This is a genomic window from Umezawaea endophytica (assembly GCF_025061645.1).
In the GTDB taxonomy this organism is placed as follows: domain Bacteria; phylum Actinomycetota; class Actinomycetes; order Mycobacteriales; family Pseudonocardiaceae; genus Umezawaea; species Umezawaea endophytica.
In genome coordinates, this window is record NZ_JANYMP010000012.1 from 16,712 (window position 1) to 38,647 (window position 21,936).

Annotated in this window: 27 protein-coding genes; 21 read left to right on the forward strand and 6 right to left on the reverse strand. The window is 69.4% G+C overall.

The window, feature by feature from the left end:
• The first annotated feature begins 22 nt into the window (after positions 1-22).
• The 13 genes from NZH93_RS24230 (at position 23) to NZH93_RS24290 (ending at position 12,425) form a co-directional block, all read left to right on the forward strand.
• Complete coding sequence (locus NZH93_RS24230; protein ID WP_259625479.1) at positions 23-628, forward strand: hypothetical protein; 606 nt, start codon at positions 23-25, stop codon at positions 626-628.
• A gap of 173 nt (positions 629-801) precedes the next feature.
• Entirely contained in the window at positions 802-1,452 is a 651-nt protein-coding gene (locus NZH93_RS24235) for an L-threonylcarbamoyladenylate synthase (protein ID WP_259625726.1), read from the forward strand.
• Between the two features lie 116 nt (positions 1,453-1,568).
• Positions 1,569-2,696, forward strand: coding sequence for a glycosyltransferase family 4 protein (locus NZH93_RS24240; RefSeq protein ID WP_372506772.1), 1,128 nt, complete (start codon positions 1,569-1,571; stop codon positions 2,694-2,696).
• Entirely contained in the window at positions 2,693-3,262 is a 570-nt protein-coding gene (locus tag NZH93_RS24245; protein ID WP_259625480.1) for a Uma2 family endonuclease, read from the forward strand. Before NZH93_RS24240 ends, NZH93_RS24245 begins: the two co-directional genes overlap by 4 nt.
• A gap of 104 nt (positions 3,263-3,366) precedes the next feature.
• Positions 3,367-3,819, forward strand: coding sequence for a Cg1360 family ATP-synthase-associated protein (locus NZH93_RS24250; protein WP_259625481.1), 453 nt, complete (start codon positions 3,367-3,369; stop codon positions 3,817-3,819).
• Positions 3,820-4,009: 190 nt separating this feature from the next.
• The gene (gene atpB / locus NZH93_RS24255; RefSeq protein ID WP_259625482.1) at positions 4,010-4,792 is read left to right on the forward strand and encodes a F0F1 ATP synthase subunit A; all 783 of its coding nucleotides are present in this window, start codon (positions 4,010-4,012) and stop codon (positions 4,790-4,792) included.
• A gap of 61 nt (positions 4,793-4,853) precedes the next feature.
• Positions 4,854-5,117, forward strand: a complete 264-nt coding sequence (locus tag NZH93_RS24260) for an ATP synthase subunit C-like protein (protein ID WP_259625483.1) — start codon at positions 4,854-4,856, stop codon at positions 5,115-5,117.
• 31 nt (positions 5,118-5,148) lie between these two features.
• The gene (locus NZH93_RS24265) at positions 5,149-5,694 is read left to right on the forward strand and encodes a F0F1 ATP synthase subunit B (protein ID WP_372506773.1); all 546 of its coding nucleotides are present in this window, start codon (positions 5,149-5,151) and stop codon (positions 5,692-5,694) included.
• A 10-nt stretch (positions 5,695-5,704) separates the two neighbouring features.
• On the forward strand, positions 5,705-6,532 hold the full coding sequence (locus NZH93_RS24270; protein WP_259625484.1) for a F0F1 ATP synthase subunit delta: 828 nt from the start codon (positions 5,705-5,707) through the stop codon (positions 6,530-6,532).
• A 65-nt stretch (positions 6,533-6,597) separates the two neighbouring features.
• Positions 6,598-8,244, forward strand: coding sequence for a F0F1 ATP synthase subunit alpha (gene atpA / locus NZH93_RS24275; protein ID WP_259625485.1), 1,647 nt, complete (start codon positions 6,598-6,600; stop codon positions 8,242-8,244).
• 8 nt (positions 8,245-8,252) lie between these two features.
• A complete protein-coding gene (locus NZH93_RS24280; RefSeq protein ID WP_259625486.1) occupies positions 8,253-9,161 on the forward strand; it encodes a F0F1 ATP synthase subunit gamma in 909 nt (302 codons plus the stop codon).
• The gene (atpD, locus tag NZH93_RS24285) at positions 9,154-10,590 is read left to right on the forward strand and encodes a F0F1 ATP synthase subunit beta (protein WP_259625487.1); all 1,437 of its coding nucleotides are present in this window, start codon (positions 9,154-9,156) and stop codon (positions 10,588-10,590) included. The genes NZH93_RS24280 and atpD overlap by 8 nt, the downstream gene beginning before the upstream one ends.
• A gap of 185 nt (positions 10,591-10,775) precedes the next feature.
• The gene (locus tag NZH93_RS24290) at positions 10,776-12,425 is read left to right on the forward strand and encodes a choice-of-anchor P family protein (RefSeq protein WP_259625488.1); all 1,650 of its coding nucleotides are present in this window, start codon (positions 10,776-10,778) and stop codon (positions 12,423-12,425) included.
• Positions 12,426-12,447: 22 nt separating this feature from the next.
• Here the strand turns inward: NZH93_RS24290 and NZH93_RS24295 are convergent, their stop codons facing one another.
• On the reverse strand, positions 12,448-13,224 hold the full coding sequence (locus tag NZH93_RS24295; RefSeq protein WP_259625489.1) for an IclR family transcriptional regulator: 777 nt from the start codon (positions 13,222-13,224) through the stop codon (positions 12,448-12,450).
• 64 nt (positions 13,225-13,288) lie between these two features.
• Between NZH93_RS24295 and NZH93_RS24300 the strand changes: the two genes are divergently transcribed.
• Together NZH93_RS24300 and NZH93_RS24305 are read left to right on the forward strand one after the other, a co-directional pair.
• Positions 13,289-14,455, forward strand: a complete 1,167-nt coding sequence (locus tag NZH93_RS24300) for a 4-hydroxybenzoate 3-monooxygenase (protein ID WP_259625490.1) — start codon at positions 13,289-13,291, stop codon at positions 14,453-14,455.
• Between the two features lie 14 nt (positions 14,456-14,469).
• Positions 14,470-15,645, forward strand: coding sequence for an MFS transporter (locus NZH93_RS24305; protein ID WP_259625491.1), 1,176 nt, complete (start codon positions 14,470-14,472; stop codon positions 15,643-15,645).
• On the opposite strand, the gene NZH93_RS24310 is transcribed toward NZH93_RS24305, so the two are convergent.
• Positions 15,642-16,946 (reverse strand): hypothetical protein, encoded by a 1,305-nt coding sequence (locus tag NZH93_RS24310; protein ID WP_259625492.1) that lies wholly within the window; start codon positions 16,944-16,946, stop codon positions 15,642-15,644. The two genes, NZH93_RS24305 and NZH93_RS24310, sit on opposite strands and share 4 nt — an antisense overlap.
• Positions 16,943-17,440, reverse strand: coding sequence for a SigE family RNA polymerase sigma factor (locus NZH93_RS24315; protein WP_259625493.1), 498 nt, complete (start codon positions 17,438-17,440; stop codon positions 16,943-16,945). Before NZH93_RS24315 ends, NZH93_RS24310 begins: the two co-directional genes overlap by 4 nt.
• A gap of 181 nt (positions 17,441-17,621) precedes the next feature.
• Between NZH93_RS24315 and NZH93_RS24320 the strand changes: the two genes are divergently transcribed.
• The 4 genes from NZH93_RS24320 to NZH93_RS24335 all read left to right on the forward strand — a co-directional run bounded on the left by NZH93_RS24320 (position 17,622) and on the right by NZH93_RS24335 (position 19,509).
• On the forward strand, positions 17,622-17,987 hold the full coding sequence (locus NZH93_RS24320; protein ID WP_259625494.1) for a F0F1 ATP synthase subunit epsilon: 366 nt from the start codon (positions 17,622-17,624) through the stop codon (positions 17,985-17,987).
• 28 nt (positions 17,988-18,015) lie between these two features.
• Entirely contained in the window at positions 18,016-18,450 is a 435-nt protein-coding gene (locus NZH93_RS24325) for a DUF2550 domain-containing protein (protein WP_259625495.1), read from the forward strand.
• An 89-nt stretch (positions 18,451-18,539) separates the two neighbouring features.
• Entirely contained in the window at positions 18,540-18,983 is a 444-nt protein-coding gene (locus tag NZH93_RS24330; RefSeq protein ID WP_259625496.1) for a helix-turn-helix domain-containing protein, read from the forward strand.
• A gap of 55 nt (positions 18,984-19,038) precedes the next feature.
• A complete protein-coding gene (locus NZH93_RS24335) occupies positions 19,039-19,509 on the forward strand; it encodes a PIN domain-containing protein (RefSeq protein WP_259625497.1) in 471 nt (156 codons plus the stop codon).
• Between the two features lie 3 nt (positions 19,510-19,512).
• Here NZH93_RS24335 and NZH93_RS24340 read toward each other — a convergent pair whose 3' ends face one another.
• On the reverse strand, positions 19,513-20,085 hold the full coding sequence (locus NZH93_RS24340; protein WP_259625498.1) for a cob(I)yrinic acid a,c-diamide adenosyltransferase: 573 nt from the start codon (positions 20,083-20,085) through the stop codon (positions 19,513-19,515).
• A gap of 54 nt (positions 20,086-20,139) precedes the next feature.
• Between NZH93_RS24340 and NZH93_RS24345 the strand changes: the two genes are divergently transcribed.
• Entirely contained in the window at positions 20,140-20,448 is a 309-nt protein-coding gene (locus NZH93_RS24345) for a hypothetical protein (RefSeq protein ID WP_259625499.1), read from the forward strand.
• On the opposite strand, the gene NZH93_RS24350 is transcribed toward NZH93_RS24345, so the two are convergent.
• Both NZH93_RS24350 and NZH93_RS50790 read right to left on the reverse strand, forming a co-directional pair.
• Positions 20,348-20,701 (reverse strand): HC3 family zinc finger protein, encoded by a 354-nt coding sequence (locus tag NZH93_RS24350; RefSeq protein ID WP_259625500.1) that lies wholly within the window; start codon positions 20,699-20,701, stop codon positions 20,348-20,350. The two genes, NZH93_RS24345 and NZH93_RS24350, sit on opposite strands and share 101 nt — an antisense overlap.
• Positions 20,644-20,853 (reverse strand): hypothetical protein, encoded by a 210-nt coding sequence (locus NZH93_RS50790; RefSeq protein ID WP_259625501.1) that lies wholly within the window; start codon positions 20,851-20,853, stop codon positions 20,644-20,646. Before NZH93_RS50790 ends, NZH93_RS24350 begins: the two co-directional genes overlap by 58 nt.
• A gap of 205 nt (positions 20,854-21,058) precedes the next feature.
• On the opposite strand from NZH93_RS50790, the gene NZH93_RS24360 reads away from it, so the two are divergent.
• A complete protein-coding gene (locus NZH93_RS24360; RefSeq protein ID WP_259625502.1) occupies positions 21,059-21,934 on the forward strand; it encodes a helix-turn-helix domain-containing protein in 876 nt (291 codons plus the stop codon).
• The last annotated feature ends 2 nt before the right edge of the window (positions 21,935-21,936 follow it).

Here is a 21,936-nt window from a genome sequence, read left to right on the forward strand (position 1 = left end):
CGTCTATTCGGTGAGGAGCTAGATGTCTGTCAATAATCCGGACGAGTGGTCTCAATTCCGATTATGGCTCAACGCGCAGCTCGAATGGTTGCGCTGCGTAGAACCCCAGAAGGATTGTCGCCTCCTGGAGGAAGCCCGCGGCCTCTTCCCGGCGATCGGTGAGGAGGACGGCGCGACCCGCGCGGTCGCCGAGCTGGAGCGCCTCGCCGACAAGGCGTGGTCCGCCGAGGGCACCACCATGCTGCGGCACTACCTGGGGTACGCGCTCGTCAGCAGGGCGGTCGAGGTCCGCCGCATGCTCGGCCCCGGCGGGGTCGTCATCGTCGAGGGCATCGCCGACCGCGTCCTCGCCCTGGACACGTGCGACTCGGAGCTGGACGAGTTCGCGGCGGCGTTGAAGAAGCCGAAGCAGGCGAGGGAAACCCGCGCCACGCCGGTGTTCGCGCTGCTGCTCGTGGTGCTGGGCGTCGTGCCGGTGGTGGTCGGCGGCCTGCTGCGCAACGGCCCGCTGCTCAGCGTCGGCGCGCTGCTGACGCTCGTGCTGCTGTGCGCCTTCGCGTGGCTGCTCCGCGCGACGGGCGCGCACCGCGGCGCGCGGAGACCGGCGCACCTGGGCACGGGGCGCTGACGGCGTTCCGTGCCCGACGTGCCCCGGCACGTCCCGGAGGCGCTCGCCCCGCCGTGACGGCATTCCGGCGGTGGGTGCGCCCCTTCTCCGTCCCCGCTTCGAGCTGCCCGTGGACCGACCTGCCCGTCGACCGCGCCGACCTGCTCGGCACGACCACCGCTACGCTGGTCCGGGTGAGCACGGTCTACGACACCAGTGAGCTGAACAACCGCGCGGCTGGGCTTGCCGCGGCCGCGGGCGCGGTGCGCTCCGGTCGTCTGGTGGTCCTGCCGACGGACACCGTGTACGGCCTGGGCTGCGACGCGTTCGACGCGGCCGCCGTGCGGTCGCTGCTCGAGGCCAAGGGGCGCGGGCCGGACATGCCCGTGCCGGTCCTCGTCGGGTCGTGGACGACGATCGACGGGCTGGTGCTGAGCGTGCCGCGCCAGGCCCGCGCGCTGATCGAGGCGTTCTGGCCGGGCGGGTTGTCGCTCGTGCTGCCGCACGCGCCGTCGCTGTCGTGGGACCTCGGCCGGACCAGGGGCACGGTGATGTTGCGCATGCCGCTGCACCCGGTCGCGCTGGAACTGCTGCGCGAGGTCGGGCCGATGGCCGTGTCCAGTGCCAACAAGACCGGCTTCGCGCCCGCGGCGACCGCGCTCGAAGCGCGCGACCAGCTCGGCGAGTCGGTGCCGGTGTACCTGGACGGCGGCGAGTCCGGGGAGAACGTGCCCTCGACGATCATCGACCTGACCGGCCCCGACGCGGTGGTGCTGCGCGAAGGCGCCGTGCCCGTCAGCGCGGTGTCCGAGGTGCTGGGCCTGGAAGTCGAGGTCGCCCACTAGTGGATCTTGGTCTACCGAGTACGGTGGCGTCAGCACTCATCGCCGCTCACCCGGCCTCACCGAGGGGTTAGCCTCCAGCCGTGGGCCTGCCTGCCTCCGCGTCAACCGTCCTCCCCGTGCGGGAATACCTCCTCGTCTGCCTGACAGCCGCGGTGGTCACCTTCCTGCTCGTCGGGCTGGTTCGCGTGTTCGCCTTCAAGATCGGCGCCGTGGCCTACCCACGGCAGCGCGACGTGCACGTCAAGCCGATGCCCAGGATGGGCGGCCTCGCCATCTACGGGGGCGTCCTCGGCGGCATGCTGCTGGCGCACCAGCTCCCGGTGCTGCGCTCCGCGTTCGACTTCTCCAACGACCCGTACGCCGTGATCGTCGGCGGCGGGGTGATCGTGCTCGTCGGCGTCCTCGACGACCGGTTCGAGCTCGACTCCCTCACGAAGCTCGCGGGCCAGGTCACCGCCGCGGGCCTGCTGGTGCTGTTCGGCTTGCAGTGGCTGGTGTTCTGGGTGCCGTGGGGCGACAACGGCGCGGGCACGGGGTCGCTGCTGTCGCTGGACCAGAACCAGGGCGCGCTGCTGAGCGTGCTGCTCGCCGTGACGATGGTGAACGCGATGAACTTCGTCGACGGCCTCGACGGCCTCGCCGCGGGCATCGGCCTCATCGCCGCCGTGGCCACGTGCGCGTTCTCCATCGGCCTGCTCGCGAAGAACCAGGGCGACGTCGGCGCGTACCCGCCCGCCCTGATCGCGGCCACGCTCGCGGGCGCCTGCCTCGGCTTCCTGCCGCACAACTTCAACCCGGCGCGCATCTTCATGGGCGACTCGGGCTCGATGCTGATCGGCCTCATGCTCGCCGCCGCCACGACCTCGGCGTCCGGCAAGCTGAACTACGCCAGCCTCGGCGCCCCGGACCTGCTCGCGCTGCTGTCGCCGCTGCTGGTCGTCGCCGCCGTGCTGTTCGTGCCGCTGCTCGACCTGATGATGGCGGTCGTCCGCCGCACCCGCCGCGGCGAGAGCCCGTTCTCCGCGGACAAGATGCACCTGCACCACCGGCTGCTGGAGATCGGCCACTCGCAGCGCCGCGCCGTGCTGCTCATCTACCTGTGGGCGGGCGTGCTGGCGTTCGGCGCGGTGGCGCTGACGCTGTTCGACGTGCGCGTCGTGGCGTGGTGCTTCGGCCTCGGCCTGCTGGTGGCGCTGTTCGTCAGCGCGATCCCCAGACTGCGCGAGGTCCGGCGCGGCCAGTGAACGGCGCGGCGAACCACCTGCTCACCATCGCCGAGTACGCGGAACTCGGCGAGGTCGAGTCGGGGTACGCCGAACTGGTCGAGGGGCGGCTGCTGCTCTCGCCCGGTCCGACGCCCGACCACAACCTCGCGTCGGCCGAGCTGTACTACCAGCTCCGGCCGCAGCTCCCCGATCCGCTGGTCGTGCTCCAGGACGTCGACGTCGACCTGGAACTCGCCCCGGTCGACCAGCCGGGCTTCTCCCGCCGCCCGGACCTGGTCGTCGCGCTGCGCTCGGCCAAGGCGCGGGTGCGCGCCGAGGGCGGGTTGCTCCGCGCGTCGGAGGTCGTGGTGGCGGTGGAGATCGTGGTGCCGGACTCGCGGCACACCGACACCGTGGCGAAGTGGGCCGAGTACGCCGACGCCGGTGTCCCGCACTACTGGATGGTCGACATCGCCGGGCCGGTCTCGCTCGTGGCGGGACGGCTGGGCGAGGACGGCGGCTACCGGGCGTCGTCCGCTTTCACCGGCGGGTTCACCAGCGTGGACCCGTGCCCGTTGCTGCTGCACCTCGACCGGGTCGCTTGAACCGGGCGACGAATGCTCGCCGAACGTTCACGTCCGGTTCACCGCCGGGCTCGAACCACCACCTGCGCGAAAGCGTGGAAATCCAACCTCTTACACTCGGTGCCATGAGCGAGACCAGCGAAGGCCTGACTCATGCCGGAGTGGTGCGCGGTTTGGCGGGCGCGATGTTCCGCGGCGCGCTCATCCCCACCGTGGCCACCGTGGTCCTCGGCGTCGTGGTGTTCGGGGTGCTCAACGGGGTGCCCGGCGCGCTGGGCGCCCTGGTGGGCGGACTGGTGATCATCGCGTCTTCTCTGGCGACGTTGTGGCTGATGCACCGGACCGCCGTGCTGGAAGTGCACTTCGTGATGGCCGCGGCACTCGGCGGATTCATGCTCAAGATGCTGGTGTTGCTCGGAGTAATGATTCTGCTGCGCGACGTGGAGTTCCTGCACACCAACTCGGTGGCAATCACGATGGTGGCAACGATTCTGGTCACCGCGGCGGCCGAGGCGCGTGCGTCCAAACGGACCAGAACGCCCAGTGTGATCCCCGCGGCGCCGGGCGACCCCGCTTAAGCCGTACGCCCGTCCGGGACGTCTCTACCGGCTGATATGGTTCGCCCGCAGACCTGGACGCCCCCTCCTCCGGCTTGGCCGAGGGGGGTGCCGCTGGCAGGTGTCTGCGGTCCGTAAGGTACGTTAAGTCCTGATCGTGACGATTCCCCCGGCGGAGTGAACGCCGGCCGGGAGAACCGGAAGGAGCCCAGTGGGCGAGCTGGTGCTGGCCGAGGGTGGAGTGTTCGTTCCCCCCGGTGCGAAGGATTTCTTCTTGCCACCGATCTTCGGTGGTGTCACCAAGCCGATGGTGCTGGTCGTTCTGTCGGTCATCATCATCGGGGTGTTCTTCCTGCTCGCCACGCGCAGCTTCAAGCTGGTGCCGAGCAAGTTCCAGTTCATCGCCGAGTCGGTTTACGACATGGGCCGCAACTCGATCGCGCGTGAGCAGATCGGCGGCAAGGACTTCAAGCCGTTCGTGCCACTGATCGTCACGTTGTTCACGTTCATTCTGGTGAACAACCTCTTCGGGATCATTCCGATCATCCAGTTCCCGACGATGTCGCACATCGGCTTCCCGCTCGCGGTCGCCGTGCTCGTGGTGTACCCCGTTTACCACTTCGTCGGGTTCAAGCGCCACGGTTTCGTCGGCTACCTGCGGAACCAGTTGTTCCCGCCGGGCGTGCCGAAGCCGGTGTACATCCTCCTGGCGCCGATCGAGTTCTTCTCGAAGTTCATCATGAACCCGATCACGCTGGCGATCCGAGTGTTCGCCGCGATGTTCGCGGGTCACCTCATCCTGTTGGTGTTCACCCTCGCCGGTGAGTACCTGCTCCTCGAAGCCGGCGGCCTTTTGAAGCCTGTTTCGTTGCTGTCTTTCGCCTTCGCCATCGCGATGACGTTCCTCGAGGCGTTGATCCAGGTCATCCAGGCCTACATCTTCGCCCTGCTGTCCGCCAGCTACATCGGTATGGCGCTGGCCTCAGACCACTGAGCGACAACAACAAGCCCCCGCTCCGCGCTGACAGCGGAGCGAGTTCGAAAGGGATACGCACGTGAGCAGCATGGTTCTTGCACAGGCCGCCGCAGAGGTCAACCTCAACCAGGGCCTCGCACTCATCGGCTACGGCCTCGGCGCGATCGGCCCCGGCATCGGCGTGGGTCTGATCTGGGCCGCCGTCATCAACGGCACCGCCCGTCAGCCGGAGGCCCGTGGCCCGCTGATGAACATCGCGTGGACGACCTTCGTGCTCGTCGAGGTCCTCGCGCTGATCGGCCTCGTGCTCTTCTTCATCGCCTCGGCCCCCCCCACCGCTTAATCACCGCCTCATCGCGTAGGGAGACGTCGTGGTGAACACCTTGATCCTGGCCGCAGAGGGCACTCCGAGCCCCGTGCTTCCGCACACCTCGGAGATCATCCTCGGCCTGATCGCCTTCCTGCTCCTGCTCTGGGTCATGCAGAAGTTCGTGGCCCCTCGCTTCGAAGCGCTCTACTCCGAGCGCGCCGCGAAGATCGAAGGCGGCATCGAGCGCGCCGAGCAGGCGCAGGCGCAGGCGCAGAAGATGCTCGACGAGTACAAGGAGCAGTTGGCCGAGGCTCGCGCCGAGGCTGCCCGCATCCGCGACGACGCGCGCGCCGAAGGCACGCAGATCGTCGAGGAGCTGCGCGAGCAGGCCCAGGCCGAGTCCGCGCGGATCGTCGCGCAGGGCCAGCACCAGTTGGACGCGCAGCGCGCCCAGATCGTCGCGGAACTCCGCGCCGACCTCGGCAAGGTTGCCGTGCAGTTGGCGGGCAAGGTGGTGGGTGAGGCCCTGGAGGACGAGGCCCGTCGCCGCGGCACTGTCGACCGCTTCCTCAACGAGCTGGACGCCGTAGCGGCGCCGGCGACCAAGTAAGAGGACGCCGATGACGTTCCACGCAGCGAGTCGAGAGGCTCTGGCCGCCGCTGAACTGCGGTTGCTCGAACTCGTCGACGCCACCACCGACGCCGACGAGCTGTCGACCCTCGGGGCCGAACTGTTCTCCGTGGTGAGCCTGCTCACCGCGCAGCCGCAGTTGCGGCGCGCGCTCGGCGACTCCTCGTCCGACCGCGCGGGCCGCGAGCAGCTCGTGAAGGGCTTGCTGTCGGGCCAGGTCTCCGCCGGGACCCTCCAGGTCCTCGTCGCGGTGGTCACCTCGAAGTGGTCCAGCCCGCGTGAACTGGTCGACGGCGTCGAGTCGCTCGCCCAGACCGCGCTGCTGGTCCGCGCCGAGCGCGACGGCCGCCTCGACTCGGTGGAGGACGAGCTGTTCCGGCTCGGCCGCATCATCGCCGGGTCGCAGAACTTCGAACTGGTGCTGTCCGACCACTCGGTCGAGCCCGCCCGCAAGGTCGAGCTCGTCGACAGCCTGCTCGCGGGCAAGGTCGAACCGGTCACGAAGACGCTCGTCGACCAGTTGGTGCGCGAGCCCCGCGGTGCGCACGTCGTCGACGGGCTCATGCGGCTCGCCGAGCTGGCGGCCAAGCGCCGTGAACGCTCGGTGGCGCACGTCCGTTCCGCGGTCGAGCTGACCGCGGAGCAGCAGGAGCGCCTCTCGGCGACCCTGACCAGGATCTACTCACGACCGATCGCACTGCACGTCGAGGTTGACGCCTCGCTCGCCGGTGGCCTGCTGATCAAGATCGGCGACGAGGTCATCGACGGAAGCGTGGCTGGTCGGTTGGCGGCACTCCGCCGCGACCTCGCCGGCTGACCAAAAACCGGAACCGCGGCTTCACCAAGCCCCTTTCCCTTGAACGAAGTGAGAGCAGGAACGACATGGCGGAGCTGACGATCTCGTCGGACGAGATCCGCAGTGCGATCGAGAAGTACGTCTCGAGCTACTCCCCGGAGGTCAACCGGGAAGAGGTCGGTGTCGTTGCCGAGACCTACGACGGCATCGCCATCGTCGAAGGCCTGCCCGGCACGATGACGAACGAGATCCTGGAATTCCCCGGCGGGGTTCTCGGAGTAGCGCTGAGCCTCGAGGTCCGCACCATCGGCGCGGTCATCCTCGGTGACTTCGACAAGATCGAAGAAGGCCAGGAGGTCAAGCGGACCGGCACGGTGCTCTCCGTGCCCGTCGGCGACGGCTTCCTCGGCCGCGTGGTGAACCCGCTCGGCGCCCCCATCGACGGTCTCGGCGACATCGTCGCCGACGACAACCGCGCCCTGGAGCTCCAGGCCGCGTCGGTGTTGCAGCGCCAGCCGGTCGCCGAGCCGATGCAGACGGGCATCAAGGCGATCGACGCCATGACCCCCATCGGCCGCGGCCAGCGCCAGTTGATCATCGGTGACCGCAAGACCGGCAAGACCGCGGTCTGCATCGACACGATCATCAACCAGAAGAAGGCCTGGGACTCCGGCGACCCGAAGCAGCAGGTCCGCTGCGTCTACGTCGCCATCGGTCAGAAGGGCTCCACCATCGCGGGCGTCAAGGCCGCGCTGGAGGAGGCGGGCGCCCTGGAGTACACGACGATCGTCGCGGCTCCGGCTTCCGACTCCGCGGGCTTCAAGTGGCTGGCCCCGTACGTCGGCTCGGCCATCGGCCAGCACTGGATGTACCAGGGTAAGCACGTCCTGATCGTGTTCGACGACCTGACCAAGCAGGCCGAGGCGTACCGCGCCATCTCCCTGCTGCTGCGCCGCCCGCCGGGCCGCGAGGCCTACCCCGGCGACGTCTTCTACTTGCACTCGCGCCTTCTCGAGCGTTGCGCGAAGCTGTCGGACGAGATGGGCGCGGGTTCGATGACGGGTCTCCCGATCATCGAGACCAAGGCGAACGACGTGTCGGCGTACATCCCGACCAACGTCATCTCGATCACCGACGGCCAGTGCTTCCTGGAGTCGGACCTCTTCAACGCCGGTGTGCGCCCGGCCGTCAACGTGGGTATCTCGGTCTCCCGCGTCGGTGGTTCCGCGCAGATCAAGGCCATGAAGGACGTGTCCGGCTCGCTGCGCCTCGACCTGTCGCAGTTCCGCGAGCTGGAGGCGTTCTCCGCCTTCGCCTCGGACCTCGACCCGGCGTCGCGCGCCCAGCTCGACCGCGGTGGTCGTCTGGTGGAGCTGCTCAAGCAGGGCCAGTACTCCCCGGTGCCCGTCGAGGAGCAGGTCGTCTCGATCTTCCTCGGCACCAAGGGCTACCTGGACTCGGTCCCGGTCGGCGACATCCGCCGCTTCGAGGCCGAGTACCTGGAGTACGTGCGGCGCAACAACGGCGACATCCTCGCGGGCATCCGCGAGACCAAGAAGTTGCCCGACGACGCCAAGCAGGCCATCGTTGACTCCGTCAACGCGTTCAAGCAGCAGTTCAGCGCCACGGACGGTTCCTCGGTCGTTCCCGAGTCGCACGCCAAGGCGATGGACGCCGACAAGGTCGGACACGAGTCGGTGAAGGTCAACCGACCCGCTCCGGCGGAGAAGTGACGTAGGCCATGGCCGCACAGATTCGCGAGCTGCGCCAACGGATCCGCACGGTCAACTCGACCAAGAAGATCACGAAGGCGTACGAGCTCATCGCCACGTCGCGTCTCGCCAAGGCGCAGGCCAGGGTCGCCGCCTCGCGTCCCTACGCGGACGAGATCACTAACGTGCTCTCCGCGTTGGCCGAGGCCTCAGCGAACCTGGACCACCCGCTGCTGGTGGAACGCGAGAACCCGAAGCGCGCCGCAATCCTGGTCGTCACCAGCGACAAGGGCATGTGCGGCGGCTACAACTCCAACGTGCTCAAGGCCGCGGAGGAGCTGATCGCCCTCCTGCGTTCGCAGGGCAAGGAGCCGGTGCTGTACGCCCTCGGGCGCAAGGCCGTCGGCTACTTCAAGTTCCGCCAGCGCGACGTGGTGGAGGCGTGGACCGGCTTCTCGCAGACGCCGCTCTACGTCAACGCCGCCGAAGCGGGCGACGCGGTCGTGAACGCGTTCCTGGCGGGCATCGAGGGTGACGGCGGTGTGGACGAGATCCACGTCGTCTACACCGAGTTCAAGTCGATGCTGAGCCAGAGCCCGGTCGCCAAGCGGATCGCGCCGATGGACGTCGAGTACGACGCCCGCCCGACCGGTCCCGTGGCGATCTACGACTTCGAGCCGGACGCGAAGACGCTCCTCGGCGCGTTGCTGCCGAAGTACGTCAAGACGCGGCTGTTCTCCGCCCTGCTGGAGTCGGCGGCTTCCGAGTCGGCCGCCCGGCGGACGGCGATGAAGGCCGCGACGGACAACGCTGAAGAGCTGGTCAAGACGCTCAGCAGGCAGGCGAACGCGGCCCGTCAGGCCCAGATCACCCAGGAGATCAGCGAGATCGTCGGTGGCGCCTCCGCGCTTACCGGTGGCGCAGGAAGTGATGAGTGACATGAGTGCTACTGCCACCACCACCCGCACCGGCCGTGTGGTCCGGGTGATTGGTGCCGTGGTCGACGTGGAGTTCCCGCGCGGCGCGGTTCCCGAGTTGTTCAACGCCCTCAACGCGGACATCACGTTCGAGGCCGTTGCCAAGACGCTGACCCTGGAAGTCGCCCAGCACCTCGGCGACAACCTGGTCCGCACGATTTCGATGCAGCCGACCGACGGTCTGGTCCGCGGCGCGCCGGTGCGCGACACGGGCAAGGCCATCTCGGTGCCGGTGGGCGACGTGGTCAAGGGCCACGTGTTCAACGCCCTCGGCGACTGCCTCGACGAGCCCGGCCTCGGCCGGGACGGCGAGCAGTGGGGCATCCACCGCAAGGCGCCCGCCTTCGACCAGCTCGAGGGCAAGACCGAGATCCTGGAAACGGGCATCAAGGTCATCGACCTGCTGACCCCGTACGTCAAGGGCGGCAAGATCGGCCTGTTCGGCGGCGCGGGCGTGGGCAAGACGGTGCTCATCCAGGAGATGATCACCCGTATCGCCCGCGAGTTCTCCGGTACGTCCGTGTTCGCGGGCGTCGGCGAGCGCACCCGTGAGGGCACCGACCTCCTCCTGGAGATGGAGGAGATGGGCGTCCTCTCCGACACCGCCCTGGTGTTCGGCCAGATGGACGAGCCGCCGGGCACGCGCATGCGCGTCGCCCTGTCCGCGCTGACGATGGCGGAGTACTTCCGCGACGTCCAGGGCCAGGACGTGCTGCTGTTCATCGACAACATCTTCCGCTTCACCCAGGCGGGTTCCGAGGTCTCGACCCTCCTCGGCCGCATGCCGTCGGCCGTGGGCTACCAGCCCACCCTGGCCGACGAGATGGGTGAGTTGCAGGAGCGGATCACGTCGACCCGAGGCAAGTCGATCACCTCGCTGCAGGCGATCTACGTGCCCGCGGACGACTACACCGACCCCGCCCCCGCGACGACCTTCGCCCACCTGGACGCGACGACGGAGCTCTCCCGTCCGATCTCCCAGAAGGGCATCTACCCCGCGGTGGACCCGCTGAGCTCGTCGTCTCGAATCCTCGAGCCGTCGATCGTCGGCGAGGAGCACTACCGCGTGGCCCAGGAGGTCAAGCGGATCCTCCAGAAGTACAAGGAACTCCAGGACATCATCGCCATCCTGGGCATGGACGAGCTGTCCGAAGAGGACAAGGTCCTCGTCGGTCGCGCCCGTCGCCTCGAGCGCTTCCTCGGCCAGAACTTCATCGTCGCCGAGAAGTTCACCGGTCAGCCCGGCTCCTTCGTGTCCATCAAGGACACGATCGAAGCCTTCGACCGCGTCTGCAAGGGCGAGTTCGACCACTTCCCCGAGCAGGCCTTCTTCAGTTGCGGCGGTCTCGACGACGTCGAGGCCAACGCGAAGAAGCTCGCTGGCGAGTAGTTCTTCCGCTTTACCCGAAAAGGCCATTCCCGTTCGCGGGGGTGGCCTTTTCGGTGTGCCCGGATCGGCAGTCGGGTGGTCACGTGCGGCCGAGAGGGTGGGAAAGTCCCGTACCGGGAAACGAAGTGGTCGCGCCGCCGATCCCCAGGGTGTCCACATCGGCCATCCTGAGGGGAACTTGCACCATGGGCAGAAATCTCATCCGAACGGCGGTTGCCGCGCTGCTCGTGGCGGCCGGGTTGACCACGGTGCCGAGTACTGCGCAGGCGGTGCCGGGCACTCCGCAGGCCCCGGTGGTCGTGTTCACCGAGGACTTCGAGAACGGCCAGGGCGCGGTGCCGGTCCTCTTACCCCAGTACGTCAACGCGCTGGGCCAGGGCTACACGGCCGACCCGGCCTGGCTCGCCAACTGCAACGGCGTGGTCGTCTCCTTGCAGCAGCCCACGTCCACCCCGCCGGACCACCTCTGCGATACCGCTTGGGGCCGCGTGCGCCCCATGGCGGGCGACCTGGCCCAGTGGGCGGGCACCGACCCGGCCACCAACCACGCGATCGGCGCCTACACCCAGGGCGACCCCGGCCCGAACAAGGTCCAGTTCGAGACCACCCAACCCATCCCGCTCCAGGCGACCAACCGCTTCCTCGCGTTCTCGGTCGACGCGGGCGAGCAGAACTGCTTCGCCGAGCACGCCCTCCTGGCCTTCTCCCTCCTGGACGGCACCACCGAGGTCCCCGCGTTCACCACGCCGATCGAGGCGTGCGTGGACTACGCCCAGTACGTCAACGGCACGGCCGTGGGCACGTTCACCAGCGACAAGCCGATCCTCTTCAGCGGTGACGACGTCGGCATCCGGCTGAGGAACCTCCAGGGCAGCGGCAACGGCAACGACGCCGTCTTCGACAACATCCGCGTCCTCGACGTGACCCCGCAGCTCGACCAGACCTTCAGCCCGGCCCAGGCGGAGATCAACACCCCCGCCTCCCTCACGTACACGATCACGAACACCACCGAGCTGGCGGTGAAGGAGGGCTGGTCGTTCTTCGGCACCTTCCCCGGTGGCGTCACCGCCACGGCCGCCCCGACCACCACCTGTGCCGACGCCATCGCCACCGCCGCCCCCGGAGCGACCGCCGTCTCGGTGGAGGGCACGCTCGCCGCGGGCCAGACCTCCTGCACGGTCACCGTTCCCGTCACGGCGACCCGCGCGGGCACCTACACGGCGTGCGCCGCCAACGTCACCCAGCACGCGGGCCTGAACCTCCCCGGCTGCACGTCGATCACCTTCACCCCGCCCCCGTACCGGTTCGACGCCCACGCCCACGGCGGCGCGGTCAGCGGACCGCTCGTCACGGTGCCCCCGCTGGCCCCCTCAGACCTCACCTGCACCGCGACACCGGGTTCCGACGGTGAGGTCCTGGCCACCGCCAACCTGGGCGCCCTGGGGTCCCTGGGCGTGATCACCACGGACGCGAGCGGCACCGTCGACGGCGACGGCCTGCGGACGTCCTCCGCGCGCGCCAAGACGGCCGGGATCAGCCTCCTGGGCGGCCTCGTCACGGCCGACGCCGTCGAGGCCAAGGCGTCGGCCACCGACGACCTGGCGGGCGTGGTGACCGCGACCGGCTCGACGACCGTCGCGAACCTCCGCGTGGCGGGCGTGACGATCGCCAACCCGACGGTCAACCAGACCGTCACCATCCCGTTCGTGGCCACGGTCGTCGTCAACGAGCGCGTCCCGCACCCCGGCGGCATCACCGTCAACGCGCTGCACGTGACGCTGCTGACGGGTACGGACGTCGTGATCAGCCACGCCAGGGTCACCCTGGGCTGCTGACGCGGGCGGGCGCGGGGTCTCCCTAGTCGGAGGCCCCGCGCTCGGGTGAGCGCACCGCGCTGGGCGCACCCAGCGCGCGGGAGATGCCCCTGGCCGCCGTCCGCACGGCGGGCACCAGCCCGGCCACGTCGACGTCCTGCGGCACCACGATCGACACCGCGGCCACGACGGAGTCGTCCTCCCCGCGGATCGGCGCGGCCACCGACAACGTGATCAACTCGATCTGGCCGTCGCTGATCGCGTACCCGTCGCGCCGGACGCGCGCCAGCACCTCCCGCAGCGCGGCGGGTGTGGTGATCGTCTTGGGGGTGAACCGCCGCATCGGGCTCCGCACAGCCAACTCCTGCACCTCCGGCGCGGCGAACGCGAGCATCGCGAGGCCAACGCCGGACGCGTGCACGGGCAGCCTGCTGCCGATGCGGGTCACCACGTTGACCGCGTTGTGCGCCGAGATGCGCTCGACGTACACCGCTTCCAGGCCGTCCCGAACGGCGAGCTGCACGTTCTGGTGCGTGACCTCGTAGAGGTCCTCCAGGAACGGCAGGGCGCGTTCCCGCAGCCCGAGGCTGCCGGGTGACAGGGCCGCGAGTTCGAACAGCCGCAGGCCGACGTGGTAGCGGCCGTCGTCGTCGCGGTCCAGCGCACCCCATTCCACCAGCTCGTTCACCAACCGGTGGGTGGTGCTCAGCGCCAGCCCGGCGCTTCGGCTCAACTCGGACAGGTTCGCCGACGGTCGTTGCTCGGAGAAGACGCTCAGCAGCGTGAACAGCCTCCCCGCGACGGACTTCGGTGTCGTCACGCCCCCAGGATGGCCTTCCGATGAGTGGAAAGTCCACTCGCTGCGGGCACCGGACCCCACCACGATGTCCCGAGTGCGCACCCAGGTCGGAATCATTGGAGCCGGACCCGCGGGACTTCTGCTGTCCCACCTGCTGCACCTCGAAGGCATCGACTCGGTCGTGCTGGAGGCCCGCAGCCGCGTCTACGTCGAGAGGCGGGTGCGCGCGGGCGTCGTCGAACAGCCCAGCGCGGACCTGCTGAGGGAGGTCGGCCTCGCCGACCGGATGGACAAGGAAGGACTGCCGCACCACGGGTTCTCGCTGCGGTTCGACCGCGAGGACCACCGCATCCCGCTCACCGAGCTGACCGGGAGCGCGATCACCGTGTACGGCCAGCAGGAGATCGTGAAGGACCTCATCCAGGCCAGGCTCGCGGCGGGCGGGGACATCCGGTTCGAGGTGTCCGACGTCGCCGTGCACGACGTCGAGACGGACCGCCCGCGGATCACGTTCGACGGCGGCGAGCTGGAGTGCGACGTGATCGCGGGCTGCGACGGGTTCCACGGCGTCTCCCGTGGCACCATCCCGGTCGCCGTGCTCAAGACTTTCCAGCAGGACTACCCGTTCGCCTGGCTCGGGCTGCTCGCGAAGGCCGAGCCGTCGCACGAGGAGCTGATCTACACCAGCCACGAGCGTGGGTTCGCGCTGCACAGCATGCGCTCGCCGGAGGTGACCCGCCTCTACCTCCAGGTCGACCCGGACGAGCGGATCGAGGACTGGTCGGACGACCGCGTGTGGGACGAGCTGCACCTGCGGCTGGAGACCGACGACGGCTTCGAGCTGAACGAAGGACCCGTGATCGAGAAGGGCATCACGCCGATGCGGGGCTTCGTCGCCGAGCCGATGCGGTACGGGCGGCTGTTCCTCGCGGGCGACGCCGCCCACATCGTGCCGCCCACCGGTGCGAAGGGCATGAACCTCGCCATCGCCGACGTCCTGGTGCTCTCCCGAGCGCTGGCCGCGTTGCTGCACAAGGGCGAGACCGAACTGGTCGAGTCCTATTCGGACACCTGCCTGCGCAGGGTGTGGCGGGCGCAGGGCTTCTCCAACCACATGACCACGATGCTGCACCGCGCGCCGGGCGCGGAGGACTACCAGCACCGGCTCCAGCTCTCACAACTGCGTTACACGGCAACGTCTTCCGCCGCTGCCACGAGCTTGGCGGAGAACTACGTCGGCCTGCCCTTCTGACAACGGAGGTCGCCATGTCCACCAACCGCTGGGTTCTGCCGCTGAGCTGGTCGGCGGTGTTGCTGGACGGGTTCGACCTCGTGGTCCTCGGCACCGTGCTCCCGGTGCTGCTCCAGGAGAAGGTGTGGGGCCTCAACCCCGCGAGCGCGTCGATCGTCTCCACCGTCGGACTGGTGGGCATGATGCTCGGCGCGCTCACCATGGGCACGGTCACCGACGTCATCGGCAGGCGCAAGGCGTTGATGCTCGCCGTGGCGGGCTTCTCCTTCTTCACGCTGCTGTGCGCGTTCGCGCCGTCGGTGTTCGTCTTCGGGCTGCTGCGCTTCCTCGCCGGGCTCGGCCTCGGTGGCTGCCTGCCGACCGCCATCGCGTTGGTGAACGAGTTCTCCCACGCGGACCGCCGGGGCCGTTCGACCACGTTCATCATGACCGGCTACCACGTTGGCGCGGTCATCACGGCGCTGCTCGGCATCGTGGTGATCCCGTCGTTCGGCTGGCGGGCCCTGTTCGTCATCGGCGCCGCGCCCGCGCTCGTCCTCGTCCCGCTCATGTGGCGCCACCTGCCCGAGTCGCGCGTCTTCGAACCCGCGCCCGTCAAGGACGTCATCGGTTCCCTCTTCAAGCCCGGACTGGTCCGCGCCACCCTGGCGTTCTGGGTCGCGTCCTTCATGGGCCTGCTGCTCGTCTACGGCCTCAACACCTGGCTGCCGCAGATCATGCGCGCCGCGGGCTACCCGCTCGGTGCCGCGCTGAGCCTCCTGCTGACGTTGAACGTCGGCGCCGTGATCGGCCTGCTGGTCGCGGGCTACGTGGCCGACCGCTTCGGCATCCGCCGCTCCACCATCGCCTGGTTCGCCATCGCGGCGGTGGCGCTGGCCCTGCTGAGCGTCAAGCTGCCCGGTGTCGGCGTGTACGTGGCGGTGCTCGTCGCGGGCTGCTTCGTGTTCAGCGCCCAGGTCCTGGTGTACGCCTACGTCGGCCGCGTCTACGCCGACGCCAACCGTGCCACCGGCCTCGGCTGGACCGCGGGCGTCGGCCGCGTCGGCGCCATCTGCGGCCCGCTCCTCGGCGGCGCCCTGCTCACCGCGGGCGTCGCGTACCCGTGGGGCTTCTACGCCTTCGCCCTCGTCGCCGCGCTGGGCGCGGGAGCCGTGTTCGCCATCGGCTCCCGCACCCGTGTGGACGCCTAGGGGACCAGGTCGACGACCTGCCCGTCGGCCTCGACCTGGACGGCGTCGTCGGGGATGACGGCGGCGTACGTGTAGGAGCCCTGCCAGTCGCCGGTGGTGGAGGTCCGGTACCTCAGCACCGTCCGGTCGCTCGCGACCACCCACCCGTGCCCGTCCGGCAGTCGCAGGCGGACGGGCACGGGCGACTGGACGTCGACCGCGGGCCCCAGGAGCACGCGGTCCGGTGTCCCGTTCGCGCGGAAGAGCACCGCGTACAGCGCGCTCGGCCGGGGGTCCTCGACGAATTCGCCCACCAGCAGGCTCGTGCCGTCAGGAGTGCTGCCGCGCACGGTCCACTCGCTGAAGCGGATCGTGGCGCCGACGTCGACCAGACCTGCGGCACGCAGGAGTGAGTACACGTCGGTCTTCTCCGGCGGGCCGGAGCCCGCCGGTCCGACGGGCATGTCGGGGCGGGGAGTGGAGTCCCACATCTTGGTGTCGGCGTACGCGGTGATGTCGCACTGCCCGTAGCGAAGGTAGCCGCTGGCTGGGCAGGTGGGGAGTTGCCGTTCCCGCGGGATGTTCGTGGTGGTCGGCGGTCCGTCGCCGCTCACCAGCCGCGCGGTCGACGGGTCCGTCCCCTCGGGCGCGGTCCACAGGGCGACGCCGTCGACGATCGGCACCTCCTGCCAGGTCCGCCGCACGACGCCGTCGGCGTCTCTCGTCGAGGAGGCCGAGGCGTAGACGGGGGTCATCGGGTCCACCACGAGGAAGGTGCGGTCGCCGGGACCGAACTGGAAGCTCTCCTTGTCGCCGCCGAGGTCGCCGGGGCTGGTGCTGCCCAGCAGTTTCTGCTCGTCGTCGGCGGGGTCCCGCCCGACCAGACCGACCAGCGTGCGCACCTGGTCGCGGACCCGTGCCTCCTGCATCACCACGGCCGCCTCACCCGCGGTCGTGGTGGCCGCCCAGTAGACGTACGGTTGCCCGTGGACCTCGGTGACCCCGCGGTCGTACCGCCAGGACATGGTGAGCGCGCGCTGCCACACCCCGGCCGCGGCGGCGAGACGGGCCGGGTCGTCCGCCAGGTCGCCCTTCGTCGCCTCCAGCAGTCGCTGGTCCTGCGGCTTCGGCCCCTGCCAGGCCTGCACCAGCACGCCCGCGCCGAAGCCGACGACCCCGACCACCGCCGCGATGGTGATCGCGAGGCCCGTCCGCCGCCGCGCTTGCCTGCGCCGTCCGCCGCGGAGCACGTCGCCCGTGAACCCCGCGCGGACGTCGACGTCCTCGGAGGCCCGGCGCATCGCCGTGCCGAGTTCGTTCACCGCGCCACCTCCACCATGAGTTCCCGCATCCGCGCCAGCCCCCGCGAGGTCTGGCTCTTGACCGTGCCGGTGGCGCAGCCGAGCGCCGCGGCGGTCTGCGCCTCGCTGAGGTCGTCGAAGTACCGCAGCACGAGCACCGCGCGCATCCTCGGCGGTAACTCGGCCAGCGCGCGCAGCACGGCGTCCTGGTCGACCACCGCGTCCTCGTGACCGCCGACCGACGGCGTCCCCGCCTGCTCCCAGGCCGCTTCCGGCTTGCGCGAACGGCGGCGCCACCGGTTGGCCGACGCGTTGGCCAGCGCGGCCCGCGTGTACCGCTCGGGCGGGCCCTTGATCCGCCGCCAGCGCACGAACACCTTCTCCAGCACCTCTTGCAGGAGGTCCTCGGCCGCCGCCCGGTCCCCGCCGCACAGCAGGTACGCGGTGCGGAGGAGGGACTGCGACCGCAGCACCACGAACTCCTCGAAGTCCTGATCCGCCGCGTGCACAGCCACCCCTCTGCCTCCTCCGCGTTCCCCCCGCGAAAGCCAGGACACCGGCCGGTGCGAAGAGGTTGCCGGGAATTCCGGGTGGTCTTCGGGACCCGGTCGGGTCGGTGTGACCAGGCCGGGGCGGCGAGGTCGTCACCCGACCGTTTAGACTGCGGTTCGACTCCAGTCGACGAGGGAGATACGCGTGGCCGAGATGACCGTCCAGTTGGTCGCCGTTGAACGCCGTCTGTGGTCGGGCACGGCCACGTCGGTGGTCGCCCAGACGACCGAGGGCGAGATCGGCGTACTTCCGGGCCACGAGCCCATGCTCGGCCAGTTGGTCGAGGGTGGCGTGGTCCGCATCCGCACGACCGACGGCGAGCTGGTGACCGCTGCCGTCTACGGCGGGTTCCTGTCCGTGACCGGGTCCGCGGTGAGCGTGCTCGCCGAGGACGCCGAACTGTCCGACGAGATCGACGTCGAGCAGGCGCGGTCCGCCGCGAAGGACTCGGACGACCTCCAGCGAGGGCGGGCGCTCGCCGCCTTGCGCGCCGCCGGACACTCGGCCTGAGGCCGGAAGCGGACGAGCGGGTATCGCCGTGGGGATCGCCGAGATCGTCGGGGTGGTCCTGTTCGTCGCGGTTTTGAGCCTGGCGTACTTCGCCTGGCGCCGCCTCAGACTGCTCCGCGCGGGCGGCGTGCACGTCGCACTCCGCCTGCGGCAAGACGACAGCGGCCGGGGCTGGCACCTCGGCGTCGGCCGCTACCAGGGTGACGAGTTCGTCTGGTTCCGCGTGCTGAGCCTCGGCTCCGGCCCGAACCAGATCATCACCCGCGAAGGCCTGGAGATCGACGACCGTCGCGAGCCTGCCGCCTCGGAGACCTACGCGATGCCCACGGGCTCCACGGTCCTCCGCTGCCGCAGCTCCACGGGCAACGAGATCGAGATCGCCATGGGCCCGGACGCGCTGACAGGATTCTTGTCCTGGCTCGAATCAGCGCCTCCGGGCCGTTCCATTCCCTGGGCCAGTTAGGCGTTGTGCCGGAACGGCCATTCCGCAGGTTGCACATGTACGTGAACGTACGTACAGTTGTATGTGTAACCTGAGTTGGAGGGGAAGTGGTGGCGGTGTCGACGCTGGTGACCACGAGCGAGCGCGATGTCCTGCTCGCGGATGAACGTGATCAGCAGCAGGCCAAGGCGTTGATGAGCCTGCTCCCCTCGAATGGTGCGAGGTTCAGCGCCGAAGCGGGCGAAGACGGTTCCGCCGTCCCGGTGCCGGTCGAGTTGTCCGAGATCATCGCGCAGGTCGTCCAAGCCGTTGCACTGGGGCATGCCGTGACGGTCAACGCGATGCCCGCGGAACTGACGACCACCGCGGCCGCCCAATTGCTGGGCGTGTCACGTCCAACGCTGATGCGCAAGATCAACGCAGGCGAGATCCCGTCCCACAAGGTCGGTTCGCACACCCGCTTGCGAACGGCGGACGTGCTCAAGGAAAAGCACGACCGCAGGCAGCGGCAACTGGCGGCGTTCGAAGAACTGCGCGCATTGGAAGACGACTGATTCGGCTTCCCGTGCGTCGGCCCTGCTGTCAAGGTCGGTCTACTGGACCGAGGACGTGCTCGCGGAGACGATCTACCGCTTGCGTCGGAACAACCCCGGCTGGGACGGCGTGAAGACCACCTCGGTGCGGGATCTGATCGTGGGGACCTTCGAGGGTGGCCGGGTCGACGACTTTAAGGTCGACGACTCCTTCCCCGGCAGCGACGTCAACGACCGCCACGTGCACGCCGCGGCGATTGCCTGCCAGGCGGACTTCGTCCTGACCGATGACGAGGGCTTCGTCGTCAACGGTCAGGACGCGGACGCGATGCCCTACGAGGTCTACCGGTCGGACGACTTCTTCCTGCTGGTCGACGACAGCGTTCCGGACCTCGTGCGGCGGGTCACCCGTGAGCAGACCCTGTACTGGGCCAGGCGAACCGGCCGCGCCGACCTGGCGGGCAAGCTGATCGCGGCCGGTTGTCCCGAGTTCGCCGAACGGGTGCGGAACCACCAGGGGGAGTTGTCGCTCTCCGGTGTCGAGTAGGGCCTAGGCGTTCTCGCCGGGCTTCCACAGGACGTCGCCGTCCGGGTTCGCCACGCGCGCCAGGATGAACAGCAGGTCGGACAGGCGGTTCAGGTACTTCGCGGTCAGTGGGTTCGTGCGGTCCGCGTCCGTCTCCAGCAGTGCCCACGTGCTGCGCTCGGCTCGGCGTGAGATCGTGCGCGCTTGGTGCAGCAGGGCGGCGCCGGGGGTGCCGCCGTTGAGGATGAACGAGTCCAGCTTGCCGGTGCGGGCGTTGTACTCGTCGCACCAGGCTTCCAGCCGGTCGACGTACGCCTGCGTGACGCGCAGCGGCGGGTACTCCGGCTCGGGGACGATCGGCGTGCACAGGTCGGCGCCGACGTCGAACAGGTCGTTCTGCACCTTCTGCACGACGCCGTACACGTCCTCGGCCAGCGCGCCGAGCGCCAGCGCCACCCCGAGGGACGCGTTGGTCTCGTCCACGTCCGCGTACGCGACGATGCGCGGATCCGTCTTGGGCACGCGCGAGAAGTCGCCGAGTCCGGTCGTGCCGTCGTCGCCGACCCGCGTGTAGATCTTGGTGAGGTGAACCGCCATGTCCCGCACTCTAGTTCGGTTCGGCGGCTGTGCCGACGGGCGCGGAGGCGGAGGATGGCTGGTGTGAACGCGTGGATCCAGACCCTGGTGCTGATCGTCGTCTTCGGATTGCTCGCCGGGGTGCTGCGGTGGGCGTTCGGCAACGACCGACGGGCCGTGCCCGACTACACCGGTGACGACTTCGGACTGTTGAACGAGGTCGCGATCGTGCCGACCGAGGAGGCCGCGCGGGTGTTGGCCAAGCGCTTGCGCACAGCGGGCATCAAGGCGACGTCGGTGCGGGGCGCGGAACCGGGCGCCTACCGGGTGATGGTGTTCCCGGTGGACGTCCCGGAGGCGAAGCTGCTGCTGAGGGACGTCTAACCAGGCCTTCGCGCTCCCGCCACGCCGCGTCGCACAGCCCGCACGTCGGCCAACACCACGCCGTCTTCGACGCGCGTTCGCGCGGCACGGTGACCTCCTTGCCGCACAACGTGGACCCGACGTCGTTGGCCACGAGGTCGACGGGCACCGCGTGCCTGCCGCCCTCGGCGGGGAACCAGCGGAACGGGCGGTCCACTACCGGTGGAAGTTTTCCGCGTGAACGGTCCGAACACGCCTCGCCCGCACCTCGCACAGCTCGCCGACCTCGTGCGCGATGCCGGCCAACTCGACCAGTCCCATTGCGACGGTTTCCGGGTCGAGCCGATTGCCGAGCAGCCCGACGAACGCGAAGGAAAGCCTGCTCAGGCACTCCCGCACGTCGTCGAGATCGTCGATCGCGGCCACCGCGCACCCCCAGGAGTTGACCCATGGCCCCGCTTCGCCTCCGGGAGCAACCGCGACGAAGCGGAGCGGGCCGCCGGATGAACTCCGACTGGCGAAAATGTAGCGTCACGAATACCCGTCGCGCGACTGCTCGATCGGGTGAACGTGTTCGACCACGATCGTGCGGACCGGCAGACTGCGGAGGTCACAACCCGTGAGGAGACCGATGTTCGACGACGTCAAGCCCGCACCGCCGATCCGCCGCCGCCAACTCGCCTTCCGACTGGCCGAGCTGCGCAAGGCCACGGGCATGAAGCAGGACGAGGTGGTCGAGCACACCGGCCTGTCGCGTTCGACCATCAGCAAGATGGAGAACGCCGAGCAGGAGCTGATGGAGAAGAACGTCCGGCTGCTCGCGGCGGCGTACGGCGTGGTCGCGCCGGAGCTGGACATGCTCGTGCGGATGGCGCGGGAGTCCAAGAAGATCGGCGTGATGGTCGCGCACGCCGACGTGGCGCCGAACTTCGCCAAGGACTTCCTGGAACTGGAGGCGTACGCGTCGGAGGTGTGGAGCTACCAGGCCGTCGTGGTGGACGGGATGCTCCAGATCCCCGGCTACATCCGCGCGCTGCGACTCGCGTGGAAACCCGACGCGACCCCAGAGGACCTGGAGCAGGCGGTCGATCTGCGCGCAGGCCGTCAGAAGCGCTTGCTCGACAAGGACGCTCCGACCCTGCGGGTGCTGCTGGACGAGGCGGCCTTCATCCGCCCGGTCGGCGGCCCGGACGTCATGGTCGAGCAGATCAAGCACCTGGTGGAGATGTCCAAGCTGCCGAACGTCACGCTCCAGGTGATCCCGAGGGCCGTCGGCGCCTATCCCGGCATGGGCCGGTCGTTCGCGATCCTGAAGTTCGACGACACGCCCGGCATGGACGTGGCCTACGCGGAGTCGTTGCGGTCGGCGACCTACCACGAGAAGCGGCACGAGGTGGTGCAGCACGTCGAGGTGTTCGACCGCATCGCGGACCTCGCGCTTTCACCCACGGCGACGCGGAAGTCCCTGGCTACGCTGGCAACCACATTCGGGAGCAACCAGCGATGAAA

What these genes read in the sequence shown, in the direction of transcription:
- NZH93_RS24230 (WP_259625479.1), top strand. Translation starts at nt 23, where the DNA reads ATGTCTGTCAATAATCCGGACGAGTGGTCTCAATTCCGATTATGGCTC.
- NZH93_RS24250 (WP_259625481.1), top strand. Translation starts at nt 3,367, where the DNA reads ATGAGCGAGACCAGCGAAGGCCTGACTCATGCCGGAGTGGTGCGCGGT.
- NZH93_RS24270 (WP_259625484.1), top strand. Translation starts at nt 5,705, where the DNA reads ATGACGTTCCACGCAGCGAGTCGAGAGGCTCTGGCCGCCGCTGAACTG.
- atpA (WP_259625485.1), top strand. Translation starts at nt 6,598, where the DNA reads ATGGCGGAGCTGACGATCTCGTCGGACGAGATCCGCAGTGCGATCGAG.
- NZH93_RS24280 (WP_259625486.1), top strand. Translation starts at nt 8,253, where the DNA reads ATGGCCGCACAGATTCGCGAGCTGCGCCAACGGATCCGCACGGTCAAC.
- atpD (WP_259625487.1), top strand. Translation starts at nt 9,154, where the DNA reads ATGAGTGACATGAGTGCTACTGCCACCACCACCCGCACCGGCCGTGTG.
- NZH93_RS24290 (WP_259625488.1), top strand. Translation starts at nt 10,776, where the DNA reads ATGGGCAGAAATCTCATCCGAACGGCGGTTGCCGCGCTGCTCGTGGCG.
- NZH93_RS24300 (WP_259625490.1), top strand. Translation starts at nt 13,289, where the DNA reads ATGTCCCGAGTGCGCACCCAGGTCGGAATCATTGGAGCCGGACCCGCG.
- NZH93_RS24305 (WP_259625491.1), top strand. Translation starts at nt 14,470, where the DNA reads ATGTCCACCAACCGCTGGGTTCTGCCGCTGAGCTGGTCGGCGGTGTTG.
- NZH93_RS24340 (WP_259625498.1), bottom strand. Translation starts at nt 20,085, where the DNA reads ATGGCGGTTCACCTCACCAAGATCTACACGCGGGTCGGCGACGACGGC.
- NZH93_RS24345 (WP_259625499.1), top strand. Translation starts at nt 20,140, where the DNA reads ATGGCTGGTGTGAACGCGTGGATCCAGACCCTGGTGCTGATCGTCGTC.
- NZH93_RS24360 (WP_259625502.1), top strand. Translation starts at nt 21,059, where the DNA reads ATGTTCGACGACGTCAAGCCCGCACCGCCGATCCGCCGCCGCCAACTC.